This window comes from Streptomyces sp. 3214.6, assembly GCF_900129855.1.
GTDB lineage: Bacteria > Actinomycetota > Actinomycetes > Streptomycetales > Streptomycetaceae > Streptomyces > Streptomyces soliscabiei.
Genome location: NZ_LT670819.1, coordinates 1,664,334 through 1,689,939, shown reverse-complemented (window position 1 = coordinate 1,689,939; position 25,606 = coordinate 1,664,334). Strand labels below are relative to the sequence as shown.

The 25,606-nt window shown below is 72.5% G+C and carries 23 protein-coding genes and 1 pseudogene; 19 read left to right on the top strand and 5 right to left on the bottom strand.

Annotation, left to right across the window (positions count from 1 at the left end; translation table 11 throughout):
• Window positions 1-7: 7 nt before the first annotated feature.
• Window positions 8-796, bottom strand: coding sequence for a hypothetical protein (locus tag B5557_RS07545; protein ID WP_079658394.1), 789 nt, complete (start codon window positions 794-796; stop codon window positions 8-10).
• A gap of 384 nt (window positions 797-1,180) precedes the next feature.
• Here B5557_RS07545 and B5557_RS07540 point away from each other — a divergent pair, with 384 nt between their 5' ends.
• The 5 genes from B5557_RS07540 (at window position 1,181) to B5557_RS07520 (ending at window position 7,284) form a co-directional block, all read left to right on the top strand.
• Window positions 1,181-1,885, top strand: a complete 705-nt coding sequence (locus B5557_RS07540; RefSeq protein ID WP_079658393.1) for a nucleotidyltransferase domain-containing protein — start codon at window positions 1,181-1,183, stop codon at window positions 1,883-1,885.
• 361 nt (window positions 1,886-2,246) lie between these two features.
• On the top strand, window positions 2,247-4,451 hold the full coding sequence (locus B5557_RS07535; protein WP_079658392.1) for an elongation factor G: 2,205 nt from the start codon (window positions 2,247-2,249) through the stop codon (window positions 4,449-4,451).
• A gap of 179 nt (window positions 4,452-4,630) precedes the next feature.
• Complete coding sequence (locus B5557_RS07530) at window positions 4,631-5,548, top strand: LLM class flavin-dependent oxidoreductase (RefSeq protein WP_079658391.1); 918 nt, start codon at window positions 4,631-4,633, stop codon at window positions 5,546-5,548.
• A 199-nt stretch (window positions 5,549-5,747) separates the two neighbouring features.
• A complete protein-coding gene (locus B5557_RS07525) occupies window positions 5,748-6,593 on the top strand; it encodes an alpha/beta fold hydrolase (protein ID WP_079658390.1) in 846 nt (281 codons plus the stop codon).
• A gap of 145 nt (window positions 6,594-6,738) precedes the next feature.
• A complete protein-coding gene (locus B5557_RS07520; RefSeq protein ID WP_079658389.1) occupies window positions 6,739-7,284 on the top strand; it encodes a hypothetical protein in 546 nt (181 codons plus the stop codon).
• Window positions 7,285-7,453: 169 nt separating this feature from the next.
• Here B5557_RS07520 and B5557_RS07515 read toward each other — a convergent pair whose 3' ends face one another.
• Both B5557_RS07515 and B5557_RS07510 read right to left on the bottom strand, forming a co-directional pair.
• Window positions 7,454-7,846, bottom strand: a complete 393-nt coding sequence (locus B5557_RS07515) for an SCO5389 family protein (protein ID WP_079658388.1) — start codon at window positions 7,844-7,846, stop codon at window positions 7,454-7,456.
• A 59-nt stretch (window positions 7,847-7,905) separates the two neighbouring features.
• Window positions 7,906-8,859, bottom strand: coding sequence for an ATP-binding protein (locus B5557_RS07510; protein ID WP_079658387.1), 954 nt, complete (start codon window positions 8,857-8,859; stop codon window positions 7,906-7,908).
• 141 nt (window positions 8,860-9,000) lie between these two features.
• Here B5557_RS07510 and B5557_RS07505 point away from each other — a divergent pair, with 141 nt between their 5' ends.
• From B5557_RS07505 to B5557_RS07480, 6 genes are all read left to right on the top strand, one after another.
• Entirely contained in the window at window positions 9,001-9,597 is a 597-nt protein-coding gene (locus tag B5557_RS07505) for a GNAT family N-acetyltransferase (RefSeq protein WP_079664648.1), read from the top strand.
• An 11-nt stretch (window positions 9,598-9,608) separates the two neighbouring features.
• Entirely contained in the window at window positions 9,609-11,123 is a 1,515-nt protein-coding gene (locus B5557_RS07500; RefSeq protein WP_079658386.1) for an ABC transporter substrate-binding protein, read from the top strand.
• 4 nt (window positions 11,124-11,127) lie between these two features.
• Window positions 11,128-12,957 (top strand): ABC transporter permease subunit, encoded by a 1,830-nt coding sequence (locus B5557_RS07495; RefSeq protein WP_079658385.1) that lies wholly within the window; start codon window positions 11,128-11,130, stop codon window positions 12,955-12,957.
• The gene (locus B5557_RS07490; RefSeq protein WP_079658384.1) at window positions 12,954-14,204 is read left to right on the top strand and encodes an MDR family MFS transporter; all 1,251 of its coding nucleotides are present in this window, start codon (window positions 12,954-12,956) and stop codon (window positions 14,202-14,204) included. Before B5557_RS07495 ends, B5557_RS07490 begins: the two co-directional genes overlap by 4 nt.
• Before the next feature lie 234 nt (window positions 14,205-14,438).
• Window positions 14,439-15,044 carry a hypothetical protein gene (locus B5557_RS07485; RefSeq protein WP_079658383.1) on the top strand — a complete coding sequence of 202 codons (606 nt, stop codon included), beginning with the start codon at window positions 14,439-14,441 and terminating at the stop codon, window positions 15,042-15,044.
• Window positions 15,045-15,119: 75 nt separating this feature from the next.
• Window positions 15,120-15,848, top strand: a complete 729-nt coding sequence (locus B5557_RS07480; RefSeq protein WP_079658382.1) for a YcnI family protein — start codon at window positions 15,120-15,122, stop codon at window positions 15,846-15,848.
• Window positions 15,849-15,940: 92 nt separating this feature from the next.
• Here the strand turns inward: B5557_RS07480 and B5557_RS07475 are convergent, their stop codons facing one another.
• A complete protein-coding gene (locus B5557_RS07475; RefSeq protein WP_079658381.1) occupies window positions 15,941-16,696 on the bottom strand; it encodes a CDP-alcohol phosphatidyltransferase family protein in 756 nt (251 codons plus the stop codon).
• 108 nt (window positions 16,697-16,804) lie between these two features.
• Here B5557_RS07475 and B5557_RS07470 point away from each other — a divergent pair, with 108 nt between their 5' ends.
• The 5 genes and pseudogenes from B5557_RS07470 to B5557_RS44905 form a co-directional block, all read left to right on the top strand.
• Window positions 16,805-17,794, top strand: a complete 990-nt coding sequence (locus B5557_RS07470; protein ID WP_079658380.1) for a zinc-dependent alcohol dehydrogenase — start codon at window positions 16,805-16,807, stop codon at window positions 17,792-17,794.
• A gap of 111 nt (window positions 17,795-17,905) precedes the next feature.
• Complete coding sequence (locus B5557_RS07465) at window positions 17,906-18,304, top strand: 6-pyruvoyl trahydropterin synthase family protein (RefSeq protein WP_079658379.1); 399 nt, start codon at window positions 17,906-17,908, stop codon at window positions 18,302-18,304.
• Window positions 18,301-19,521 (top strand): glycosyltransferase family 4 protein, encoded by a 1,221-nt coding sequence (locus B5557_RS07460; protein ID WP_099935516.1) that lies wholly within the window; start codon window positions 18,301-18,303, stop codon window positions 19,519-19,521. Before B5557_RS07465 ends, B5557_RS07460 begins: the two co-directional genes overlap by 4 nt.
• Complete coding sequence (locus B5557_RS07455) at window positions 19,518-20,573, top strand: trans-aconitate methyltransferase (protein WP_079658378.1); 1,056 nt, start codon at window positions 19,518-19,520, stop codon at window positions 20,571-20,573. Before B5557_RS07460 ends, B5557_RS07455 begins: the two co-directional genes overlap by 4 nt.
• Window positions 20,573-21,586, top strand: a pseudogene (locus B5557_RS44905) (lysylphosphatidylglycerol synthase transmembrane domain-containing protein); the annotation flags it as partial. The gene B5557_RS07455 and the pseudogene B5557_RS44905, both read left to right, overlap by 1 nt.
• A 155-nt stretch (window positions 21,587-21,741) precedes the next feature.
• Here B5557_RS44905 and B5557_RS07445 read toward each other — a convergent pair.
• On the bottom strand, window positions 21,742-22,572 hold the full coding sequence (locus B5557_RS07445; RefSeq protein ID WP_079658376.1) for a creatininase family protein: 831 nt from the start codon (window positions 22,570-22,572) through the stop codon (window positions 21,742-21,744).
• A gap of 38 nt (window positions 22,573-22,610) precedes the next feature.
• Between B5557_RS07445 and ribA the strand changes: the two genes are divergently transcribed.
• From ribA to B5557_RS07430, 3 genes are all read left to right on the top strand, one after another.
• Window positions 22,611-23,270, top strand: a complete 660-nt coding sequence (gene ribA / locus B5557_RS07440) for a GTP cyclohydrolase II (RefSeq protein WP_079658375.1) — start codon at window positions 22,611-22,613, stop codon at window positions 23,268-23,270.
• A 113-nt stretch (window positions 23,271-23,383) separates the two neighbouring features.
• Window positions 23,384-24,529, top strand: coding sequence for an NAD(P)/FAD-dependent oxidoreductase (locus B5557_RS07435; protein WP_079658374.1), 1,146 nt, complete (start codon window positions 23,384-23,386; stop codon window positions 24,527-24,529).
• Window positions 24,526-25,581 (top strand): saccharopine dehydrogenase, encoded by a 1,056-nt coding sequence (locus B5557_RS07430; RefSeq protein ID WP_079658373.1) that lies wholly within the window; start codon window positions 24,526-24,528, stop codon window positions 25,579-25,581. Before B5557_RS07435 ends, B5557_RS07430 begins: the two co-directional genes overlap by 4 nt.
• The last annotated feature ends 25 nt before the right edge of the window (window positions 25,582-25,606 follow it).

The following is a 25,606-nucleotide window of genomic DNA, read 5'->3' as shown; positions in this document are numbered from 1 at the left end:
GCTTCGGTCAGTCGAACTGGCTGGGCTCCGGGGCCGGTGTACGGCCCTCCCGGACGTCCTTCAGCCGCGTCGTGCCATGGCTCACCGCGTCCTTGGTGCTGTCGTGGTCCACGCCGTCGGTTCCGCCGTTCGTGACCGTGATCGCGTCGTCGCCGACCCGTACGACGGCGACGTCGAGGGTGAGCGTGACCGGGGAGCCCCCGGAGACGCCCTGCACCGTCACGGTCACGCCCTGCCGGGCGTCGCCGACCTTGGGCAGGGATGCCTCGACGACCTGCACGGTTCGGGTGGAGTTCGCTGAGCCGACCGCGTTGAACTGGTCGCAGTCGGTCGGGAGCGACGCCAGCCACTTCAGTGACTGGTCGAGGTCGGCCTTGTCGTATGCGGCGACCTGGTAGAGCAACCGGGAGTCGCCCTGCTGGAAGCCGGTGAGCGCCGCCCCGCCCGACGGCTTGCCCAGCAGGTCGTTCTCGTAGAGCCCGTCGAGCAGTCGCTGACAGTTGGCGGCCTGCGTCTTGGCGGTGAGGAACTGGGCGACGTCGACCTTGTCGATCAGCAGGGTGTCGTGCCAGTTCCCCGCGGTCTTGACCTGATTCCAGGCGTCCTCCAGATCTCCCTCCGTGATCAGTGCGATCTGTGCGCGGGCGTTCGTGAGCGGCTTGTCCGGGGACTTGGTGGCGGTCCGCTCGGCGACGGGTCTGGCCGCGACACCCGAGTCGGTCGACGCGCTGTCGTCCCCGCCGGAACAGGCCGCGGTGGCCAGCAGCGTTCCGCAGGCCAGGACGGCGGCCAGCATGCGAGCCGGACGAGCCGGACGAGCCGGACGCGCCGGACGCGTCGGACCGGCCGGGCCCGGCGGGCGGGGCGGGCAGGACGGGCGGGACGACGGGCGAGGGGTGGTCACGGTGCCTCCTGAGGGCGGGGCGGGCTGCCCCTGCTCCTCCACGGCACCACCGGCCATGCCGCGCGACCAGCGCAATGAGCCGTACGGGTGAGGCGGCGGGCGTGCGGACGGTCGCGGCGATGGTGGGGCGAGGGCCGGGCGACCGGGCGGGCGGCGCCTGGGTGGGCGCCGCCGAAAAATGCGAGGTGCTCCGGGCCGGCGCCGGGGCATCATGGCGGTCCCGTCGCCCGACCGGGCGGCGCTGATCAGCATCGGGGAACGACCCGGGGGGCACCAGTGACCGTCACCAACATCCTGCTGTCCGGCATCGTCGGCTCAACCGCCTACGGGCTCGCCCACGAAGGCTCCGACGTGGACCGCCTCGGCATGTTCGCCGCTCCCACCGAGGAACTGCACGGCCTGCACCGGCCGCAGGAGTCGCACGTCAGCACGTCACCGGACCGCACCTTGCACGAGGCCGCGAAGTGGTGCCGACTCGCCCTCGGCGGCAACCCGACCGTGATGGAACTCGTCTGGCTGCCGGAGGAGTTGTACGAGGTGCGCACCCCCCTCGGTGACGAACTCATCGCCCTGCGCGAGACGTTGCTCAGCGCACGACGAGTCCGCGACGCCTATCTCGGTTACGCCACCCAGCAGTTCCGCAAACTCCAGAACCGCAGCGAAGGGACCCTTACCGCGGGCATCCGCAGTCGGACCGCCAAGCACGCCCGTCACCTCAAGCGGCTGTGCACCCAGGGCTACGAGCTCTACACCACAGGGAAGCTGACGATTCGCGTCGAGGACCCCGAGAGCTATCACCGGTTCGGCGAACAGGTCACCGCCGACCCCGAAGCGGCGCTGCCGCTGCTGCGTGGATTCGAGGATGCCTTCGCCGAGACACGCAGCGTTCTGCCCGAACACCCCGACGACACAGCTGCCGACTCATGGCTGCGTCAGGTGCGGAGGCAGTTCTACCCGATGGCGCAGGGCCCGGTGCGATAAATCGCGTGCCGGGCACGCCCGTCCGCCCCTACACTCACCGAAGACCAAGCGTGGCCCACGATCAGGGCGCGCCGCACCGATGCGAACGAGGGGAGCCCGCCATGCGTGACCGTACCGCTGTCGTCGCTCCCCGCTCCCGCTACGAGGTGATCCTCGTGTCTTCGTCCGTCCGGTGCTCGCTGCGCGGCCGGCACCGGATGTCCTGACGAACTGCCCGAGTAGTCCAACGCGCCGTCGATGAGCCATATGTGACGGTGCGTCAGTCACGTGCGCGTCACGATGTTCATGCACGTGTCTCTCCTTGCCTTCGTCCGGAAATCGCGCTGCCCGTTCTCGGAAACGCCCCGAAAGGCCAAGGGCCGTGCGCAACAACCTCGACCGTCACCTCTCCGCCGTACGCAACCTGGGCATCCTCGCCCATGTCGACGCGGGCAAGACCACCGTCACCGAGCGGATCCTGTACGCCACCGGGACCACGCACAAGCGCGGCGAGGTCCACGACGGCACCACCATCACCGACTTCGACCCCCAGGAGCGCGACCGTGGAATCACCATTTTCGCCGCGGCCGTCAGCTGCGACTGGCACGGCCACCGGATCAACCTGATCGACACCCCCGGGCACGTCGACTTCGCCGACGAGGTGGAGCGATCCCTGCGGGTGCTCGACGGGGCGGTGGCGGTGTTCGATGCCGTCGCCGGGGTGGAGCCGCAGAGCGAATCGGTGTGGCGGCAGGCCGACCGGCACGGTGTTCCCCGGATCGCGTTCGTCAACAAGCTCGACCGGGTCGGCGCCGACCTCGACGCCGCGGTGGCGTCGATCCGGGCACGCCTCCACCCGGTCCCGCTGGTCGTACACCTGCCCATCGGCAGGGAGAACGGCTTCACCGGCGTCGTCGACCTGCTCCGCATGCGGGCGCTGACCTGGAGCGACGACGGCGACATGACCGGCGGGACGGCCGTCGAGGCGGCTGTGCCGCAGGAGCTTCGGGAGGAGGCGCTGCGTCGGCGCAGGCTGCTGGAAGAGGCTGTGGCGGAGCGGCATCCGGCCGCGCTGGAGGAGTTCTGCGACCGGGAGACGCTGTCTGCCGAGACCCTCTCCGGAGCGCTGCGCGACCTGACCCGCACGGGCGACGTGGTGGTTGTGCTGTGCGGCTCGGCCTACCGCAATCGCGGCATCGAGCCGCTGCTGGACGCCGTCGTCGCCTACCTCCCGTCGCCGCTGGACGTGCCGCCGGTACGCGGTGTGCAGGCCACCGGCCGCAGCACGCAGAGTGGTGCCGACCGTGTGCAAGGAGGCGCCGACAGTACGCAGGGAGGTGCCGACAGGGTGCAGCGAGACGTCGATCGTGTGCAGGAGGTCGTCGGTGAGCACCGGCCCGCCGACCCCTCCGCGCCGTTCGCCGCTCTCGCGTTCAAGGTCAGCGCCACGCCCACCGGTCGGCTCACCTACCTGCGGGTGTACTCGGGCACGATCGAGAAGGGGGACGCGGTGTGGGAGTCGGGCACGCGACGCACCGAGCGGATCGGTCGGATCCTGCGTGTGCAGGCCGACCGGCACGCCCAGGTGGAGCGCGCGGTCGCCGGGGACATCGTGGCCGTGATCGGACTGAAGTCGGCGCGTGCGGGCTCGACCCTGTGCGCGCCGGACGCGCCGATCGTCCTCGAACCGCCCGGGGTCGCCGAACCGGTCGTCTCCGTGGCGGTCGAGGCGCGGTCGAGCACCGACGCCGACCGGCTGGCCTCGGCACTCGCGCGGCTGGCGGAGGAGGATCCGTCGCTGGTCGTCAGGACCGATCCCGAGACCGGTCAGACGGTGCTGTCGGGCATGGGTGAACTGCATCTGGAGGTCGCGGTGGAGAAGGTGCGCCGTGGCGTCGGCGTGGAGGTCAACGTGGGGCGTCCGAGGGTGACGTATCGCGAGACGGTCGTCCGTGGGGTGTCCGGCGTGCTCTTCCGGCACGTCAAACAGGACGGTGGCGCCGGCCAGTTCGCGCACGTCGTGCTCGACGTCGAACCGCTCGACGCGGTCGGCGGCGAGGACGCGGACGGCGACGTCGAAACCGGTTTCGCGTTCCGTTCGGCCGTCGTGGGCGGTCGGGTGCCACAGGAGTACGTCCGTGCCGTGGAGGCCGGCTGCCGGGACGCCCTCGCCGAGGGCCCCCTGGGCGGGCACCCGGTCACCGGGCTGCGGGTCACCCTCACCGATGGGGCGACCCACGTGAAGGACTCCTCGGAGACCGCCTTCCGCACGGCCGGCCGGTTCGCGCTGCGGGAGGCCCTGCGCCGCTGCGCGATGGTCCTGATGGAACCGGTCGTCGAGGTGTGCGTCACCGTTCCCGAGGACGCCGTCGGCGGAGTCCTCGGGGACCTGGCCGCTCGGCGCGGGAGGGTCACCGACTCGACCGTGCGCGGCGCTTCGGCGGTGATCACCGCCACCGTGCCGCTGGCCGAGCTGTTCGGCTACGCGACCCGGCTGCGCAGCCGCACCCAGGGCCGAGGCACGTTCTCGGCCCGACCGACGGGATACGCCCCGGCCCCGGCGTCGGCGCCTGCGGTCACCAAGTAGGTCCCGAATTCGGGAGGCGTAGGTCCGCGGACCCTGGACCGTGGGCCTACGCTCCCAACGGCGTCGTACGTCACAAGTCCCGTTGTCGGTTCGCGCCACGCACACATACCGTTCGTGGCACGAACTGAAAGGGGTGTCCCGCGGGCGCTCCACCGACGGGGGGAAGGGCTGTCCCAGCCATGCCACTGCACAGCAAACCGTTGTTCGGGACCGGGATCAGCACAGCCGTCGACGAGGTCGGGGAAACCCTCCGCCTGGCGGTCCAGGCCGACCGACAGGGCTTGGACCTGGTAACCGTCTCCGACCACCCCTACTTCGGCGGCCGGCTCGACGCGTACGCCATCCTCGGTGTCGTCCTCGGCCGTACCGAGCGGGTCTCCGGGCTGGTGTGCGTCACCAACCTGCCCAGCCGCCCGGCGCCGATGCTGGCCCGTACCGTCACCTCGTTGTCGGCCCTCACCGGTGGACGGCTGGTGCTGGGCATGGGGGCGGGCGGGTTGTGGGACGACATCGCCCGGCTCGGGCTGCCCAAGCTCGGGCCGGGCGCCGCGGTACGCGCGCTCGAAGAGGCGATCACCCTGGTCCGGCTGCTCTGCGGGGGAGGCGAACCGGTCACGTTCGAGGGAGAGTTCTACCAGGTGCGGGATCTGGAACCCGCCCCCGTCGAGGTGCCGCCGGTGTGGACGGGCGCCGTCGGCCCGAAATCCCTTGCCGTCACGGGGCGGGTGGCCGACGGCTGGATACCCGGGCACGCCGCGGACTGGCTCAGCCCGCGCTACCGTGAGTCGCGGCCCGTCATCGACGAAGCGGCGCTGACGGCGGGCCGCCGACCCGGCGACGTCGCCACCGTCTACAACCTGCCCGGCGTCATCACAGCCACCGCGGCGGCCGCTCCGCGCGATCACGAAGGGCGTTGGCGGGGCGGCTCGATCGGCCAATGGGTCGAGGAACTCACGGGCGCAGTCCTGGAGTTCGGGGCCTCCGGGTTCGTGCACTTCCGGGTTGAGGACGGCACCCCCGCCGACGTCACACTCGGTCGCTGGGCCGAGGAGATCGCACCGGCGGTACGCGAGGCGGTCCTCGCCGCCCGCACCTGATCTGACGTCAGAACCCTTGGTTCACAGGCGTGTTCAGGGGTACGCGAGCAAAGCCGACGGTACCGCCGAAGTTCCGGACTGTGTGAGAGGCCCGCGTCGCCGGTGAGGCGTCGGGCGGAGCGGTCGGTTGTGCCGGCGCGGGACGTCCTTGATGGGAATCCCCTTGCTCGCTGAGCCCGCCGCTGTGAGGCTCTGTGCCATGTCGATCTTCACCGCTCCCGACGGAACCCGCCTCGCCCACCACGAATCGGGGGACGGTCCGCCGCTGGTCTGTCTGCCCGGCGGCCCCATGCAGTCCGCCGCCTACCTGGGCGACCTGGGTGGCCTCACCGCCCACCGCCGTCTGATCGGCCTGGACCTCAGGGGCACCGGCGAGTCGGCCGCCCCCGCGGACACCGCGTCGTACCGCTGCGACCGCCAGGTCGACGACGTCGACGCCCTGCGCGAACACCTCGGGCTCGACCGGATCGACCTGCTCGCGCACTCCGGAGGGGCCAACCTGGCGATCCTGTACGCCACCCGTCACCCGGACCGTGTCAACCGTCTGCTGCTGATCACGCCGAGCGTGTACGCGGTAGGTCTCGGGATCACCGCCGAGGACCGTCTGACGACTGCCCGGCTGCGCGGGAGCGAGCCGTGGTTCGCCGCCGCCTACACGGCGCTGGAGGATGTCACCGCCGACCGGGGCACCGCCGGCTCCTGGCAGGCCATCGCCCCCTTCTTCCATGCCCGTTGGGACGAGGAGGCCCGGTCCTTCGACCAGGCGGGCGAGCGGCAGCGGAACGGCGAGGCGGCAGCCGTGTACACCGCCGAGGGCGCCTTCGCCCCGACCGCGACCCGCGAAGTCCTCGCCGCCTTCCCGTCCCCGGTGCTGATCCTCGCGGGACAGGTGGACGTGGCGGGACCGCCGCGCGTGATGCGGGAGTTCGCGGAACTGTTTCCCAAGGCCGAGCTCGTCGTGCAGCCGGGGGCGGGACACTACCCGTGGCGGGACGATCCCGAGCGGTTCGTGACGACGGTGAAGCGTTTCATGGACGTGGGTTGACGGCCTGAGGCGGGCGGCGTGCGGGTGTGCAGGCGGGTCGTTCACGCGAACGAGTGAACTCATGGCGGACGGGGCACGCGCGAAATCGGCGGGCCGTTGTGCGGGTGTCGGGATCTTCCCGCTTGTGAGGACCACGGGGGTACACATGAGCCTGCATTTCCAGCGCAACGCCGATGGCACGATCACCGGCCGCAACACCGAGACCGGCTACACGGTCACCTTGGCGGACGAGGAGGAGGTGCAGCGGCTGGTCTACGAGGACGCGGGCTGCGAGTACACTCCGCCGCCCGCTCCGCCGCCGCCCGGATTCCACCGGTTCGCCCTGGTGCACGAGGAGTTCGGGCAAGGGGGCTTCGGGGACGAGCGGTACGAGAGCCTGCGCACCCGTCCGCCCACCGGTTGCGAACCCGCCGACCGGGGCTGCTTCGCCCTGGAGTGCGAGCGGCCGGGGGCCTCGCTCCTGAGTGCCGTGTCCGACACCGTCGCCGAGATCCGCCGCGAGCACGGGCTGGTGATGAACAGCCTCGGCGTCGAGAAACCCGACGAGTGGTTCGGAGAGGACAGAAACGGCTACGGCGCACAGATCGTGGCGCATCTGATGCTCCTGTCGGCCCATCGCGCCGCACTCCTCGGATACGGACGGAAGGACTTGGTGCGGCTGCTCGATGCTGCGGGGATCGGTTGGGCGTGAGGTCGGTGGGCGATGAGGGCGGCGACGGACTTCACTCACGACTTCCGTGCCGTGTCCACGGCAGCCTGCGGGAAGACCGTGCCCCTCTCGCGGAATCTCCTGAGCCTCGGCACGGTCTTCCTCGCGTGGCGGTGAGCCGCGTCGACGACTGGGGGTGTTCGCGTCAGCGTCAGCAGTCCCGCAGTTCCGCCGACTGGTTCAGGACCTGGGCCCGCGTGGACGTGAAGCGTGCATACGTGTCCCCGTTCCGCGCCCCCGGGCGGAACGCTGCGACACGGTGGCAGTTCTGGAAGGCCAGGGTGATGTTGAAGTGACGTTCCAGGCTGCCGCGGATGGCGTCGCTGGCCATGGCGCGCAGAAGCTGACCGCGCTCCTGCTCGGACGCCGGCGGGGTCTGGTTGTCGGTGAACTCGCCGATACCTGCGTGCAGCTGGGTGGCGAGGGAGTCGACGAGCTCGTAGGCGTAGGGGAGGGAGGTGCGGACCGTGTCCACGAAGTCCTCCTCGCGGATGGCACCGGCTTCGGCCTCGGCGAGGAGCTTCGGGGAGACGTCGAGAGACATGGGTATGGGGGTCCTGTTCTTGTGGAGGGGAGAGAGCGGGTGAGGTTGTTCGGGTCCGCTTACGGCAGTGACGCCGGGCCGGGGACGAACTCCGGGTCCACCTGCGCCGCGAGGTCCTGGCCCGTTGCCTTGTTCGCCCAGGACCGGGCGTTGCGCAGATGGAAGTCGACGGCGTGGCGGTGGAGGGTCGGCCAGTCCTTCGCGCGGGCGTCGACCGTCTCGCGCAGGACGTTGAGGGCGTGACGGTTGGTGTCCTCCAACGCGCCCTGGGGGCTGCCCCGTTCGGCCGAGCGGACCCAGGGGGAGAGGACGAGGTGGGTGAGCAGGTCGTCGCCCACTTCCTCCTTGAGGAAGAGCAGATCGTCCTCGCCGGTCACCTTGTTGCCGATCACGGCGAGAGGGATGTCGAACTCTCGGGCGTGGTCGCGGTACTGGCGGTAGACGGAGACGCCCCTGCGGGTCGGTTCGGCCACCAGGAACGTCATGTCGAAGCGGGTGAACAGTCCGGAGGCGAAGGCGTCGGCACCGGCAGTCATGTCCATCACCAGGTACTCGCCGGGACCGTCCACCAAGTGGCTCAGGTAGAGCTCCACCGCGCCCAGCTTGGAGTGGTAGCAGGCCACACCCAGGTCGCTCTCGTCGAACTCGCCCGTCACCATCAGCGGTACACCGCCCACGCGTTGGACGTGACGGGCGTGCAGTGCGTCGTCGCCCAGCAGGCGCATTAGTCGGGAGCCGCGGCCCGGCGGGGTCGTCTTGACCATGGCCTCACGGGAGGTGATCCGCGGGTTGGCGCCGCGCAGCAGGTCCTTGATCTCACCCAGGTGCGCGGCCAGGGGCGGGGCGGTGAAGGATGGCGTTTCGGCCGTGGGGTCCAGGGCCTCGGACAGATGCTGGTTGATGTCGCCGTCCACGGCGAGCACCGGTGCGCCGGACTGCGCCAACTGCCGGGCGAACAGGGCCGACAGCGTCGTCTTGCCGCTGCCGCCCTTCCCCACGAACGCGACGCGCACCTACCGGCCCGCCTTTTTGAAAATGAATGTCATGTGGCTAGATTTAAAGGAGGTCATGATCGCTGTCAAGTCGGAGCGGGGTGGCGGGAGGCGTGTCGGGCGGTGATCAAGCGAATGAGCCTTAATGCATATGATGTGCAGGTGCGTGACTACTGCATAAGGCCCGCGGGGCCAGACGACCTCGACGGCGCCCGTGCCGTCATGCTCGACACCGTCTACCGCGACTTCGGCACCGGTTATGTGCCGCGCTGGCACGGCGACATCATCGACCCGCTCGGCGCCTACCTCGTTCCGGCCCGCCACACCCTGCTGGTCGCGGTCGAGGGGGCTGAGGGTGAGGGCGGGGGAGGCGAGGTCGTGGCCACGGCCGCCCTGGACTCCCGCGGTCCCGTGCACCCGCCGAACCCCCGGCATGTCGCCGAGCGCTACCCCTGCGGCACGACCGCGCAACTACGTCGCGTCTATGTGCGGCGGGAGCATCGGCGGCGCGGCCTCGCCCGGCGGCTCGTCGCCGAACTCCTCGCCTTCGCGGCGGAGGACGGCGGCTACCGCTCCGTCTATCTGCACACCGACCCGGCCGTCGAAGGGGCCGAGGGCTTCTGGCGCTCGCTCGGCGAGGTCGTGCACGACGAGCGTGCGGACCCCGGCGGCGGCCAGCGGATCGTCCACTTCGACGTCCCCCTCCACGCTCCCACCCCGTCCCCCACCCCGTGCCCCGCTCCGTCCCCCACCCCCTAGGTCGGTCACCCGTGCTCCACCCCCGTCGCCCCCCTCTCCCGCGACTGCTCGCCTCCCTCCTCCTCACCCCGCTCCTCGCCGGCTGCTTCGCCTCTTCCTCCGGCGGCGACGGTGCGGCGTCCGGCGGTGACGACGGCTCCCGGCTGCGCGTCGCCCTTGCCTTCCCACCCGCCGAGGGCCTCTCCCCGTACGGCGCCGACGCGACGATCCTCAGTCGTCTCGGTGTCACCGAAGGACTGACCGCCCTCGACGCCAATGGCGCGGCCGCCCCCGCCCTCGCCGCGTCCTGGCGCCGCGAGAACGACCGGACCTGGCTGTTCACCCTGCGCGAGGCCGACTTCCAGGACGGTACCGACGTCACACCCGTCGCCGTCGCCGCCTCCCTCACACACGCCACCCAGGCCAGGCCGGCCCCCGCCGCGCTCTCCGGCGTCACGCTCACCGCGAAGGCAGCGGGCGGCACCGGTGTGCGGATCACCACCGCCGCCCCCGACCCGGTCCTGCCGTTGCGGCTGTCCAGCCCAGGCCTCGCCGTCCTCGCCCCGAAGGCGTACGACGGCGGGCAGGGCGCCGTCGACCCGGTCGGCACCGCCACCGGTCCCTTCGAGATCACCAAAGTGACCGGCGCCACCGTCGCCGACCTCGACCGCTTCGACGACTACTGGGGCGGCCGGGCCCAGGCCGCCGGCATCGACGTTCGCTTCATCGCCGACGGCGCCGCCCGCGCCAACGCGCTGCGCACCGGTCAGGTCGACCTCGCCGAGGCGATACCCGTCGCCCAGGCCGCGACCCTCGACGCCGACACCCGCCGCGAGACCGCCACCACCCGCACCACCGGCCTGCTCCTCAACACCGAGTCGGGCGTCTTCAAGGACCCGGCCCTGCGCGCCGCCGCCCGCGCGGCCGTCGACACCTCCGCCCTCGCCGAGGGTGTCTACGAGGGGCACGCCGACGCCGGCGCCGGGATCTACGGCCCCGCCGTCACCTGGGCCGCGGGCAAGCGTGTCCCGCCCACCGGGCGGGCCAAGGCCGGCGCCCCCGGCGGCGCCTCCCTCACCCTCGCCACCTACGACAACCGTCCCGAACTCCCCGAAGCCGCACAGGTGTTGAAGCAGCAGCTGGAGAAGGCCGACTTCACGGTGAAGCTGGAGGTGCGCGAGTACTCGCGACTGGAGAGCGACGCGCTCGCCGGGAAGTTCGACGCCTTCGTCGGCGCCCGCAACAGTCTTCTCGACACCGGCGACCCCGTCTCCGTGCTCGCCAGTGACTTCACCTGCGACGGCGGCTACAACCTCGCCCTGCTGTGCGACACGGCAGCCGACCGGGCCGTCGGCGCGGCGCAGACGGTCGCCGACACCGGCAAGCGGCAGGACGCCGCGATGGCCGCCGAAGCCGCGATCCTCGGCACCGACGCCGTCGTCCCGCTGGTCCACCAGCGTGTCATCACCGGCGTGGGCACCAAGGTCAGCGGTGTCCTCCTCGACCCGTACGAGCGGACCCTCGTCGGCACCGGCACCCGGCGCTGACGGCATGAGGAACAGGGTGGGCACGCTGCTGTGGCGTGCCGGACTGGCCGCGCTGCTGGTGTGCGGGATCGGGCTGCTGCCCTGGCTCTCGCACACCGACCCGGCGCTCACCGTGCTCAAGGCACGATCCGCCGACCGGGACCCCACCCCCGAGGCGCTCGCCGACGTACGCGCCCAACTCGGCCTGGAAGGCGGCCCGTTGAGCCTTCTCGGGGAGTGGGTCACGGGGTTGTCGCACGGGGACGCCGGACGGTCGTGGATCTCCGGCGCGGAGGTCATGCCCGGCGTCCTCCAAGCTCTGGGCGTGTCACTGCTGTTGATGGCGGTGGCGCTGGCGGTCGCCGTCGTCATCGCCGCCGGGGTGTGCGCCCGCACCCTGTACCTCGGCGCGCGGCGCGGCCTCGACGGCCGGACCGCCGGCGGTACCGGCTCCGCCGTCCTCGCCGCACTGCCGGAGTTCCTCACCGCCTCGGTCCTCGCCACGGTGGTCGGCGTGCAGTGGGGATGGCTGCCCGCCCTCGGCTGGTACGGCCCGCAGTGGACCGTGCTGCCCGCGCTCGCTCTCGGCCTGCCGGCCGGGACGGTGCTCGGACGCCTCCTCGACGACCAGTTGTCCGGCGCCTTCGCCGAGCCATGGGCGGTGGCCGCCGCCGCGCGCGGACTGCGCGGCCGGGTCATCGCCCGCAAGACGGTGCGCCGCTGCCTGCCCGGGCTGCTGCCCAACGTCGGGCTGTTCGTCGTGGGACTGACCGGCGGGTCCGTCGCCGTGGAGCAGATCTTCGACATCCCCGGGCTCGGCCGGACCACCCTCCAGGCGGCGATCGCCCAGGACCTGCCCGTCCTCCAGGCCGGCACACTCGTCCTCGTCGCGCTCGCGGCCGTCACCACCGGCGGCGCCCGGCTCGCCGCCCGGCTGCTTATCGGGCCCGCCCTGCGCGACGGCGCCCTGCAGACACTCCACACGCCATCGCCGACGGCCCGCAGGATCCTGCCGCTCGCCTACGGTCTTGTGCTGTTCGTCGTCATCGCCCTCGGCCTGCCCCGCGACCCGCTGGCCCTCGACACCCGCGCGCGCCTCCAACCCCCCTCCACTGCCCATCCGTTCGGCACCGACGCGCTCGGCCGCGATGTCCTCGCCCGGGTTGCGCACGGCGCCCTCGACACCCTGCTCCTCGCCCTCGCCATCAGCGCGATCGCACTGACCGCCGGAGTCCTGCTCGGACTGCTGCCCCGGCTGTCCGGGCCGCTCGTGGACACCGTCAACGCCGTACCGCCCGTTCTCGCCGCGCTGCTCGTCGGCGCGGTCTGGGGCAGCGGGCCCACGGCACCCGTCCTGGCCGTGGCGGTCGTGGCCTGGGCGCCGCTCGCCGCGCACACCGCGGCGCTGTTGCGCCAGGAGCGGGCCACCGTCCACCTGACCGCCACCCGGGCTCTCGGCGCCGGCCCCTGGTATCTGCTGAGGAGCGAACTTCTGCCCGCCGTCCTGCCGCCCGTCGCCCGCCACGCCCTCCTGCGGCTGCCCGGCATCGCCCTCGCCCTGTCATCCCTCGGCTTCCTCGGTCTCGGCGCCCGGCCGCCGTCCCCCGAGTGGGGCCTGCTCCTCGCCGAGAACCAGCCCTACGCCGAACGTGCCCCCTGGGCCGTCCTCGCCCCCGCCACCGTCCTCGCCCTCCTCGGCGCCCTCGCCGTCACCGCCGCCGGAGCACTCCGACGACCACGACCACGACGTCGTCGTACGGCGGACAACACGGAACCGGCAGAACCGGGGGGCCCGGCACACCTGCGTACCGGTGAACAGGCCGTCGCCGAAGCCGAGTTGGCGGGCAAACGATGACGACGCCCGCGTCCACACCCCTGTCGCCGCCGCATCGCAGGGTGAAGGAAACGACTCGACTCACGCCGCTGCTGCGTCTCCTGATCCTCACTCAACTCGCTTTCAATGTCGGCTTCTTCGCCGTGCTGCCGTTCCTTGCCGAGCACCTGGGCAGTGCGGTCGGCATGGCGGGCTGGACGGTCGGGTTCGTGCTCGGGCTGCGGACCTTCAGCCAACAGGGCCTGTTCGTGGTCGGCGGGGCGCTGGCCGACCGGTACGGGGTGCGGCCCGTCGTCCTCGTCGGGTGCGTCCTGCGCATCGCCGGGTTCGGCTGGCTCGGGTACGCCGAGCAGCCCTGGACGGTCGTCGGGGCGGTGCTGCTCATCGGGTTCGCGGCCGCGTTGTTCTCGCCCGCCGTCGAGTCCGAGGTGGCCCGGCAGGCCGTGGTGCACGAGGAGTCGGGCGGCGGGTCGCGGACCCGGGTGCTGGCGCTGTTCACGGTCGCCGGACAGACAGGGGCGTTTGTCGGGCCGCTGCTCGGCGCGCTGCTCCTGGAGGTCGACTTCCGGGCGGTGTGCCTGGCCGGCGCCGGGGTCTTCGTCCTCGTCCTCGCCGGTCACATCCGGCTGCTGCCGCAGCACATCCCCGGCCGAACCCGCGTCGAGGTCCGCGGCGGTCTCGGCCCGCTGCTGCGCAACCGCCGCTTCCTCGCCCTGTGCGGTGCGTACGGCGCCTACCTCCTCGCCTACAACCAGCTCTATCTCGCGCTGCCCGCCGAGGTGGAGCGCGCGGCCGGTTCGCAGGCGCCGCTGGCCTCGCTTTTCGCGCTGTCGTCGCTGCTGGTGGTGACCGCGCAGCTGCCGGTCACCCGATGGGTGGGGGAGCGGCTGAGTCCGCGCCGGTCGATGGCGGCCGGACTCGCGCTGATCGCCGCCGGGTTCGCCGTCGTGGCCGCCGCGTTGCCCGCCGGGCGGACCGGGACGGGCGGGCTGCTGCCCGCGGCCGGCTTCGTCGTGCTGCTCACCCTCGGCCAGATGCTCGTCGCGCCCGCCGCCCGCGCCTGGGTGCCCGACCTCGCCGAGGACGGCAGGCTCGGCCTGTACACCGGGGCACTGTCCTCGGCCTCGGGGCTGATCGTGCTCCTGGGCAGCGCGGCCACGGGCACTCTCCTGGACACCGGCCTGCCGCCGACAGTGCCCTGGCTCCTCCTGGCCGCGGTGCCGGCCGCCGCCGTCGCCCTGCTGCCCCGTACGGCCCGGAGGGGGTGAACTCGGGATCGGCGGGGTGTGCTCAGGACGGCGAGCCCGGGTCGGGCGGCGGGTTGTCGTCGGGGATGGGCCGGCGGTTCTTCCCGGCCGTCGGGTTGTCGGCGGTGTGCGAGGGCGGATTGTCGTGGCTGTCGCACCGGGTGCTGCCGTCGTGGTGCTTCGTCGTGCGGGCCGGGCGGGTGAACGCGGGAGGGGGCGTCGACGTATGTGTCGGGCGTGGGAGGATCCCTCACCATGAGTGCGTCCCCGGAGGTCCGGAGTCTGCGCGCTGCGGTGTTCGCCGCGGTGTGTGTGCTGCTGGCCGCCGCCGGGCACGGGCTCGCCACGGGTGACACGCCGCCGCCGTGGGCGGACGGCGCCGGATTCCTGGCCGTGTTCGCCGCCGGGTGGCTGCTCGGCGCCCGGGAGCGCTCGCTGCCCGGGATCGGCGCGGCCATGCTCGCCACGCAGGCCGGCCTGCATGTCGCGTTCGACGCGGCCCGCTCCCGTACGACGGCGCACACCATGCCCGCGATGGCCATGCCGTCCGGGCATGGCATGCAGCTGCACGCCCACACCGCCACGGCGATGACCCCGCACGCCACGGCCGCCCATGTCCTTGCCGCGCTCGCCGCCTCCTGGTGGCTGCGGCGCGGGGAGGCCGCCCTGTGGAAGCTGCTGCGCTGGGCGGTCGCGTTCCTGCCGGGCCTCGCGGCCTGGTGGCGGGACGCCCCCGTCCCGTTGCCCGCGCCGTCCCTCCTCCCCGCCGCCGCTCCGGCTCCGGTCCCGCCCCGGCAACTGCTGCTGCGGCACGCCGTGAGCCGCCGCGGACCGCCCACCCCGATCCCGTACGCGAGCTGAACCAGGGCCGGACGCCACACCTGTCCGGGCCCGACCCCCACCTTTCCTGACTTCCTGTACGGAGATCACCCACTCATGTCCACGACACGCCTCGCCCTGCGCCGCGCCGGTCTCGGTGCCGTGTTCGCCGCCGCCGCGGTCCTCACCGCCGCCGGCGTCGCCTCCGCGCACGTCACCGTCCACCCCGAGACCTACGCCAAGGGCGCCGCCGACGGCGTCCTCAGCTTCCGGGTTCCCAACGAGGAGGACACCGCGAGCACCACCGAGGTCCAGGTCTTCCTGCCCACCGACCACCCCGTGCTCGGCGTGCTGGTCCACCCGCAGGACGGCTGGACCGCGAAGGTGACCACCACCAAGCTCAAGACGCCGGTCAAGACCGACGACGGCACCATCACCGACGCCGTCTCCGAGATCACCTGGACGGGCGGGAAGATCGGCGCCGGCCAGTACGAGGACTTCGACGTGGCCTTCGGCCGGCTTCCCGACGACGCCGACCAGTTGGCCTTCAAGACCCTGCAGACGTACTCCGACGGCAAGACCGTGCGCTGGATCGAGGAGGCCGCGGCGGGCGCTGACGAGCCGGAGAACCCGGCGCCGGTGCTGAAGCTGACAGCGGCGGCGGACGACACCCCCGCCTCCCCCGCCCCCGCCTCCACAGCCGCTCCCAAGAGCACGACAGCGGCCTCCGCCGACAGCAGTGACTCCACCGCCCGCGGCCTGGGCGTCGCCGGGCTGGTCATCGGCGTGCTGGGCCTCGCCGCGGCCGTCTTCGCCGTCGTACGGACGCGGTCTACGCGGTCGTAGCACCGGCGTAGTGGTGCCGTGGCACCGGCGCAGAAGTGAGGCCCGGACCGTTTGCACGATCCGGGCCTCACCTCTGCCGGGGCGGGATACCGCTACACGAGCTCCAGCATCTTCGGCGCCGCAGCCTCGACCGTGATGCGCGAGGTGCGCCACAGCCACAGCACGTCCCGGCCGAACGACCACACCAGCGAGCCCAGCGCCAGCAGCACGACGGCGAAGTTGGCCGCGTACGGCAGCAGGTTCGCGCCCGCCAGCAGCAGCAGGACGCCCTGCAGGGCGGCGACCGTCTTGCGGGCGGTGCTCGGCGGGAGCGGGGCGTTGAGCCAGGGGGCGAGGCGGGCCGCGGCGACGAAGACGTAGCGCATGCCGCCGATGAGGAGGACCCACGGGCCCAGCGCCATCGAGACGTACACGCTGAGCACCAGGATCAGGAACGCGTCGACCTCCATGTCGAAGCGTGCGCCCAGCGCCGTCGAGGTGCCGGTGCGCCGGGCGACCTTGCCGTCGACGCCGTCGAGGATCAGTGCCACCGCCGTCAGACCGACCAGGAGCGTCACCGGCGGCGCGCTCTCGAAGGAGTCCGCGACCAGCGCGGTCACCCCGCCGACCAGCGTCGCCCGGCCGAGCGTGACCCGGTTGGCCGGGCCGAACGTGCGCAGACTGGAGCGGTGCAGCGCCCGGGAGAGCACCGCCCAGGTGGCGATGGCGAAGACGAGACCGGTGACCCAGCCCGCCGGCCCCATGCCGATCGCCGTGCCGAGCAGAGCCAGCAACAGGATCTGAACGCCCGCTCCCACAGCGGTCTCCTGCTGGACCAGCCTTGCGTCGTAAGTGTTGTTCAGGGCCACCGCACATTCCTCCGGCCAGATGACAGAGATGATCAGTGCCGCGTACTGTGCGCGGACTGTGCACACCTCGGTACGTGAACAGGTTCCCGATCGTTCAGGAGGATGTGGATGTCGATCAGCGCACGTGCGTTCTGGGTCACCTCTTCGGGTGAGGGAGAGATCCGCGAAGTCGCCCTTCCGGCCCCGGCCGAGGGCGAGGTCCTGGTGCGTTCGCTGTGGTCCGGCGTCAGTCATGGCACGGAGACCCTCGTCTTCAGGGGCGGGGTGCCCGAGAGCCAGCACGCGGTCATGCGGGCGCCGTTCCAGGAGGGCGAGTTCCCGGCGCCGGTGAAGTACGGGTACCTCAACGTCGGGCTGGTGGAGGAAGGCCCGGCGGAGCTGGTCGGGCGCACGGTCTTCTGTCTCTATCCGCACCAGACGCGGTACGTCGTCCCGGCGACGGCGGTGACGGTCGTACCGGACTCCGTGCCCGCCGAGCGGGCCGTGCTCGCCGGCACCGTTGAGACGGCCGTCAACGCGCTGTGGGACGCGGCGCCGCTGGTCGGCGACCGGATCGCGGTGGTCGGCGGCGGCATGGTCGGCTGCTCGGTGGCCGCCCTCCTCGCCCGCTTCCCCGGCGTCCGGGTCCAGTTGGTGGACGCCGACCCGGCGCGGGCGAAGATCGCCGAGGCCCTGGGCATCGACTTCGCGGCCCCCGAGGACGCCCGCGACGGCCTCGACCTCGTCGTGCACGCCAGCGCCACCGAACAGGGTCTCGCCCGCTCCCTGGAACTGCTGTCGGCCGAAGGCACCGTCCTCGAACTGAGCTGGTACGGCGACCGGAAGGTGTCCCTGCCGCTCGGCGAGGAATTCCACTCCCGCCGCCTGGTGATCCGCAGCAGCCAGGTCGGCACCGTCTCCCCGGCCCGCCGCTCCAGCCGTACCTACGCCGACCGGCTCGCCCTCGCCCTGGAGCTGCTGGCCGACCCGGCGCTCGACGCGCTCGTCACGGGGGACAGCGCTTTCGAGGAGCTGCCGCAGGTGATGCCGAAGCTCGCGTCGGGCGAGATTCCGGCGCTGTGTCACCGCATCGGGTACGGGCAGGAGCGCCTGACCTGAGAAAAGAGTGAGATCGGGCTGAACGGGGGGAAGCGAAGAGCCGTACTACACGGCATCCCCCGGCGGCCAACGGCCGGGGGACCAGACGCGCCGCACCTGGAGGGTCGTCCGTTGTTCAGTGTCACCGTCCGCGATCACATCATGATCGCCCACAGCTTCCGCGGCGAGGTCTTCGGACCCGCGCAGCGCCTGCACGGAGCGACGTTCCTCGTGGACGCCACCTTCCGCCGCGAGCAGCTGGACGACGACAACATCGTCGTCGACATCGGACTGGCCACGCAGGAACTCGGTGCCGTGGTCAGCGAGCTGAACTACCGCAACCTCGACAACGAGCCCGACTTCGCGGGCGTCAACACGTCGACGGAGTTCCTCGCCAAGGTCGTCGCCGACCGCCTCGCGGAGCGGATCAACAAGGGCGCGCTCGGTGAGGGCGCCCGGGGCATCGCCGCCATCGCGGTCACGCTGCACGAGTCGCACATCGCCTGGGCGAGTTACGAGCGTGCCCTGTGACCGATGTGACCCTCGAGAAGACCGTGCAGACCGTCCCGACCTCACAGCCCGTGCAGAAGGCCCCGCTCATGTACGTGCCTGCGCAGGCGCCGCTTCCCAAGATCGGCGGGATCATCCCCATGTCGCTGCGCTCCGTGCACTTCGTGATGCCGGGCGGGGTCGACGACCCGGCGAACCCGAGCGGCGGCAACGCCTACGACCGGCGCCTCTGCCTGGATCTGCCCGGCTTCGGCTGGCAGGTCCACAAGCACCTGGTGAACGGTTCCTGGCCCCGCCCGGAGGCGGCCGCCCGCGCGGAACTGGCTCACACGTTGCGGGAGTTCCCCGACGGCACGGTCGTCCTCATCGACGGGCTGGTCGCCTGCGGGGTCCCGGAGATCATCGCCCCCGAGGCGGAGCGGCTGCGGCTCGTCGTCCTCGTCCACCTTCCGCTCGGTGACGAGCGGGGCATCGCGCCCGAGGTGGCGGCCGAACTCGACGCCAAGGAACGGGCCGTGCTGCGGGCCGTGCCCGCCGTCGTCGCCACCAGCGAGTGGGCCGTGCGCCGCCTCGTCTCCCACCACGGCCTCGCCCCCGAGCGGGTGCACGTCGCCGCGCCCGGCGCCGACATCGCCCCCCTCGCCTCCGGCACCGACGGCGTCTCCCGCCTGCTGTGCGTGGCCGCCGTGACCCCGCGCAAGGGCCAGCACCGGCTGGTCGAGGCGCTGGCCGCGGCGCGAGACCTGCCGTGGAGCTGTGTGTGCGTGGGCGGCCTCGGACAGGACCCGGAATACGTCGCCCATCTGCGCGGCCTCATCGCCAGATACGGCCTTGAGGACCGGCTGGAGCTCGCGGGCCCGAAGGCCGGCGCCGACCTCGACGCCGCCTACGCCTCCGCCGACCTGATGGTCCTCACCTCCTACGCCGAGACCTACGGCATGGCCGTCACCGAGGCGCTCGCCCGCGGCATCCCCGTCCTCGCGACGGACGTCGGCGGGCTGCCCGAGGCGGTCGGCCGCGCCCCCGACGGCGGTGTCCCCGGCATCCTCGTCCCGCCGGAGGACCCGGCCGCCCTCGCGGCCGAACTGCGCGGCTGGTTCGGCGAGGCCGACGTACGGCGCCGTCTCAAGGCCGCCGCGCGAGGCCGCCGCGCGGCCCTGAACGGCTGGGCGACCACCGCCCAGAGCCTGGCCGGAGTCCTCGGCCGGCTTCCCAGCGAACCCCGGAGGGCGGCATGAGGAAGACGACGGCGACCCCGGCCGACGTGGCACGACGCGTGGGCGGCATCCCGGCACAGCCGGGCCGGAAGGAGGCTGTTTCCGTGGTGGAGGCCGTATTCGGCGCGGACTCGGGCGCGAACTCCGTGGCGAACGCCGGTGTTCAGAGCGTCATCGCCGGCGCCGGGCCCATGGGCCGGCCCGGTGAGCGGCCCACCGTGCGGCTGCGGGACAGCGGGCCGGACGAGCAGCCGCGGTACGCCCCCGAGTGGCTGGAGCTGCGCGAGCCCGCCGACGCCGCCGCGCGGGCGCTGGACCTGCTGGACCCGCTGCGGATCCGGCTGGCCAATCTGCCCGGCCGCAGCGGGTTCGCCATCCACGACCTGGGCTGCGGCACCGGCTCCATGGGCCGCTGGCTCGCCCCCCGCCTCGACGGCGCCCAGCACTGGGTGCTGCACGACCGCGACCCCTACCTCCTGCACTTCGCCGCCGTCGCCTCCCCGCGCGCGGCCGCCGACGGCAGCCGGGTCACCGTCGAGACGCGGCGCGGCGACGTCGCCCGCCTCACCCCGGACGCACTGCTCGGCGCCTCGCTGGTCACCGCCTCCGCCCTGCTCGACGTCCTCACCCGCGAGGAGGTCGAGACCCTCGCGGCGGCCTGTGCGGGCGCGGGCTGCCCGGCGCTGCTGACGCTTTCGGTCGCCGGGCGCGTCGAGTTCAGCACGCCGGACCCGCTGGACGCGGACCTCGCCGCCGCCTTCAACGACCACCAGCGGCGCGGCGGCCTCCTCGGCCCCGACGCGGTGAGCGTGGCCTGCGAGGCGTTCGCCGCCCACGGCGCGACCGTCAAGGTGCACCCGAGTCCCTGGCGGCTCGGCCCCGAGAACGTCGGCCTGACCGCGCAGTGGCTGCGCGGCTGGGTCGGCGCGGCCGTGGAGGAGCGCCCCGAACTGGCCGAGCGCGCCGAGTCCTACCTCGCCGCCCGACTGGCGGCCTGCGCGGCGGGCGACCTGCACGTCACCGTCCACCACAGCGACCTGCTGGCACTGGCCCGGCCGACGGGCGGGGCGTGATGAGCGCGGAGACGGTGGGCCCCCGGGTGCAGACCGCGGCGCCGGTGGTGTGGAGCGAGGGGACCGGGCCGCTCGTACGACGGCCCCTGCGCAGCCCGTCGGTGGCCCATACCGACGCCGCCGTGTCCGAGGCCCGCATCGGCGTCATCGTGACCGCGCCGCACACGAAGAAGCCCTCCCGGCTGCGCGCGCTGCTCGGCAACCGCGCCGTCCGCACGCACACCGGGACCGTCGCCGGGGTCGTCATCCTCACCGCCCTGCTGTGGCGGCTGGGCACCGGCGTCTTCCTCGACGGACTGCGGCGGATCGACGCGCCGACGCTGCTGGTGGCGCTCGGGATCGGCGCCGTCACCACCGTGTTCAGCGCCTGGCGGTGGGCGCTGGTGGCCCGCGCCCTGCGGATCCGGCTGCCGCTGGGTCCGGCCGTCGCCGACTACTACCGGGCCCTGTTCCTCAACGCGGCCCTGCCCGGCGGCGTCCTCGGCGACGTGCACCGCGCGGTGCGGCACGGGCAGAGCGCCGGCGACGTCGGACGCGGCGTGCGGGCCGTGGTCCTGGAGCGCACCGCCGGACAACTCGTCCTGGTCGTGGCAGGCGTAACGGTCCTGCTGACCCTGCCGTCACCGGTCATGCAGGACGCCCGGCAGATCGCCGCGCCGGTCCTGTTCGCCGCGGTGGGCGCGCTCGCCGTCGTCCTCGCCGTTCGCATGAACTCCTCGAAGCCGCGCCGCGGCGGGCGGCTGCGGGCGGCGCTGACCGAGGCACGCGAGGGACTGCTGTCGCGGCGCAACGCGCCGGGCGTCGCCCTGTCGTCGGCGGTCGTGCTGGCCGGGCACCTCGGCATGTTCGTCGTGGCCGCCCGGGTCGCCGGCTCCGGGGCCTCCGCCCTCGCGCTGCTGCCGATCGCCGTCCTCGCCCTGCTGGCCATGGGCCTGCCGCTGAACGTCGGCGGCTGGGGCCCCCGCGAGGGCGTCACCGCCTGGGCGTTCGGCGCCGCCGGACTCGGCGCGAGCACCGGCCTCGCGGTCGCCGTCGTCTACGGCGTGCTCAGCTTCGTGGCGGCGCTGCCCGGCGCGGTCGTGCTGGTCGTCCGCTGGTACGCCGGGCTGCGCGGAGGAGCCGGGGCCGGGGCCGACGACATGGCCGGCCCCGAGGGCGACGAGCGGCGCTACGACGACCGCACGGAATCGTCCGTCGCGGCGCCGGCCGCCTCGGTTGCTTCCTTTTCGGTTCCCGAATCCGCCGAAGTCAGCAACGAGAAATACGCTCCGAAGGATTCCGCCAGGCTCGCCAGGAGTTCCTTCCCCTTTTCCGCCGACCCCAGGGAAGGACGGCCGATGACGCCCGAATCGGTATAGGCGGACATTCCCAGCGTGAGCAGATGGCGACGGTCGTCCGCGACGAAATCGGCCGACTCGTAACCGGGCCGGACGAGTTCGGGGTGGGCGTGCAACAGGATCGAGGTCTCGATCTCCCCGGCGTGCATGTCGGTGAGCAACGACGTCGCGACCCCGGACCGCTCCAGCGCCGTCTCCCAGTCCTCCGGGGCCGGGAAGAGAGCCATCCGTTCGCCTGCGGCGGAGGACTCCTGGACGACATTGCCCAGGACGTAGTTCCCGCCGTGTCCGTTGACCAGCACCAGGGCCTCGACGCCCGAGCGGCGCAGTGACGCCGCGATGTCCCGTACCACCGCGTGAAGGGTCACGGAGGAGATGCTGACGGTCCCCGGCCAGGCCGCGTGCTCGTGCGAGCAGGCGATGGTCACCGGCGGAAGGAGGTGCACCGGGAACGCCTCGGCGATCTCCCGGGCGATGGCGCAGGCGACCAGTGTGTCCGTCGCCAACGGCAGGTACGGACCGTGCTGTTCAAAGCTTCCGACGGGAAGGACCGCCACCTGCGTGGGAACTCCGGCACCCCGGGTCCGTACGTCTTCGGTAGTGTCCGTCGGCACCTGTCCGTACGTCGCCGACGCCGCCGACCGTATGTCCGAACCACTCATCTTTTCCCGGCCCTTCGTCTCTGCTTAGGAACCAGATCATGACAGACAACATTGGCGTACTCGGCACGAAGACCCCCCAGCGCACCGGTGTGGAACGCGTGGTGAATGCGCCCTTGCCCACCGTGTACGGCAAATTCCAGGCGGTCGGTTACCTGGACCACGACCGCGGCGACGAACAAGTCGCGCTGGTCTACGGGGAGATCGGCGCCGAGGACGTGCTGACCCGGCTGCACTCGGAGTGCCTGACCGGCGACGCGTTCGGCTCCCAGCACTGCGAGTGCGGCGACCAGCTGGAGTCCGCGCTGCGCGCGGTCGTCGACGAGGGCCGCGGCATAGTCGTCTACCTGCGTGGGCACGAGGGGCGCGGGATCGGGCTGCTGGGCAAGCTGCGGGCGATGGCGCTGCAGGCGGAGGGCCTGGACACGGTCGAGGCGAACGTGGCGCTCGGCTTCCCGGTGGACGCCCGCGACTACAAGGTGGCCGCCGACATCCTGCGCGATCTCGGCGTGCGCTCCGTCCGCCTGATGTCGAACAACCCGCGCAAGCGCGAGGCGCTGGTGGACAACGGCATCAAGGTCGCCGAGGAGGTGCCGCTGCTGATCGAGCCGTGCGAGAACAACATCACCTACCTGCGCACCAAGCGGGAGCGCATGGACCACCGGCTGCCCCACCTGGACGCGGTGGCGCACTGGTCCTGAGCGCGCGCGCTTCGCACCGCCGCCCACACGGGTAGGGATCACGGCGGTCACGGCGTACTACAGCCTCGGCTCCGGCAACCGGGCCGGGGCCGCCGCCGAAAGGAGCCGCTCGCGTGAACACACATGCCTCGGTCGTCGTCATCGGCGGCGGGGTGATGGGCACCAGCATCGCCTACCATCTCGCCGCCGCCGGCGTCCGTGACGTCCTGCTGCTGGAGCGGGACGAACTCGCCGCCGGCTCGACCTCGAAGGCAGCGGGCGGGGTGCGCGCCCAGTTCTCCGACGAACTGAACATCCAGCTCGGAGCGCGCAGCCTGGAGGCGTTCGGGCGGTTCGGCGAGGAGATCGGACACGACATCGGGCTGCACCGCGTCGGCTACCTCTTCCTGCTGTCCACGCCCGAGGAGGTCGCCTCCTTCGAGACCGGGGTGCGGCTGCAGAACGCGCTCGGGGTGCCCAGCCGGATGATCGGCCCGGCCGAGGCGCAGCGCCTCTCCCCGCTGATCAGGACCGAGGGGTTACACGCGGCCGCGTTCTCGCCCGACGACGGCCACTGCACACCGGAAGCCGTCGTCCACGGGTACGCGGCCGCCGCCCGCAGGTGCGGTGCGCGCATCCTGCGGCACACCGCCGTCACCGGCATCGAACGGCAGGGCGCCGCCATCACCGCCGTGCAGACCACCCTCGGCCGCATCACCACCGACACGGTGATCTGCGCGGCCGGCGCCTGGTCCAGGGCCGTCGGCGCGATGGCCGGAGTGGACCTGCCGGTGCAGCCGCTGCGCCGCCAGATCGCGGTCACCGAACCGGTCCCCGCCCTCCCGCCGGACCTCCCCATGACCATCGACTTCACCAGCACCCTCTACTTCCACAGGGAGGGCCCCGGCCTCCTGGTCGGCATGTCCGACCCGGACGAACGCCCCGGCTTCGCCACCGACACCCACGACCGGTGGATCCCCCGCCTCACCGCCGCCATGGAGCACCGCGCTCCCGCCCTGCTCGACCTGCGCCGCATGGGCGGCTGGGCGGGCCTGTACGAGGTCACCCCGGACCACAACGCCCTGATCGGCGAGGCGTCTTCGGTATCCCGCTTTCTGTATGCGACCGGCTTCTCCGGTCACGGTTTCCTTCAGGGCCCGGCGGTCGGCGAGGTCGTCCGCGACCTGTACCTCGGCCGCGTACCCTTCGTGGACGTCACCCCCCTGAGCGCCGACCGTTTCGCGGCCGACGCCCCGCGTCCGGAGGTCAACCGCGTATGACCGAACTGCACCTGTGGCTGCGTCATGAGGCCCGCACCACCGAACGGCGCACCCCGGTCGTCCCCGATGACGCCCGCCGCCTCGTCGAGGCCGGCGTGCACCTGACCGTCGAGGACTCCCCGCAGCGCGTCCACCCGACTCAGGAGTACGAGGCCGTCGGCGCCCGGATCGTCCCCGCGGGCTCCTGGGTGTCCGCGCCGCGCGACGCCGTCGTCCTCGGCCTGAAGGAACTCCCGGACGAGCCTGGTGAGTTGGCGCACCGTCATGTCTTCTTCGGGCACGCCTACAAGCAACAGCCGGGCGCGGCCGACCTGTTGCGCCGGTTCGCCGCCGGGGGAGGGGCGCTTCTCGACCTGGAGTACCTGGTCGACGACCACGGGCGTCGCCTCGCCGCGTTCGGATTCTGGGCGGGCTACCTGGGCGCGGCGCTGGCCGTCCTCCAGCACCGGGGCAGGCTCCTCGCGCCCCTGCGACCCACCGGCAAGGAGGAGTTGGACGAGACGCTGCGTCCGGCCCCCGGCGACGAGGAGTTCGCCGCTCTCGTCGTCGGCGCCCTGGGCCGCAGCGGCCGGGGTGCACGGCTCGCGTTCACCACGGCCGGCGCCGACCCCACCTGCTGGGACCTCGCCGAGACCCGCGACCTGGACCGCTCCGCCCTGCTGGCCCACGACGTGCTGGTCAACTGTGTCCTCGCCACGACCCCGGTGCCGCCGTTCGTCCGAGAGGAGGACCTCGACGACCCGGCCCGCCGGCTGCGCACCCTCTCCGACGTCACCTGCGACGTTGGATCGCCCCTCAACGTCCTGCCGGTGTACGACCGCACCACCGAGTGGACGGACCCTGTGCGCCGCCTGCGCAAGGAACCCCCGCTCGACCTGATCGCCATCGACAACCTGCCGTCCCTGCTGCCACGCGAGTCCAGCGCCGACTTCTCGGCGGCCCTGACGCCCCATCTGCTGGACTTCGGCGTCGGTGGACCGTGGGGCCGCTGCCTGGACCGCTTCCGCGAGGCAAGCCGTGAACTCGGCGTGACAGAGGGGGGTTCGCAGTGACAGAGGGGAATTTCCGTTCGGCAGA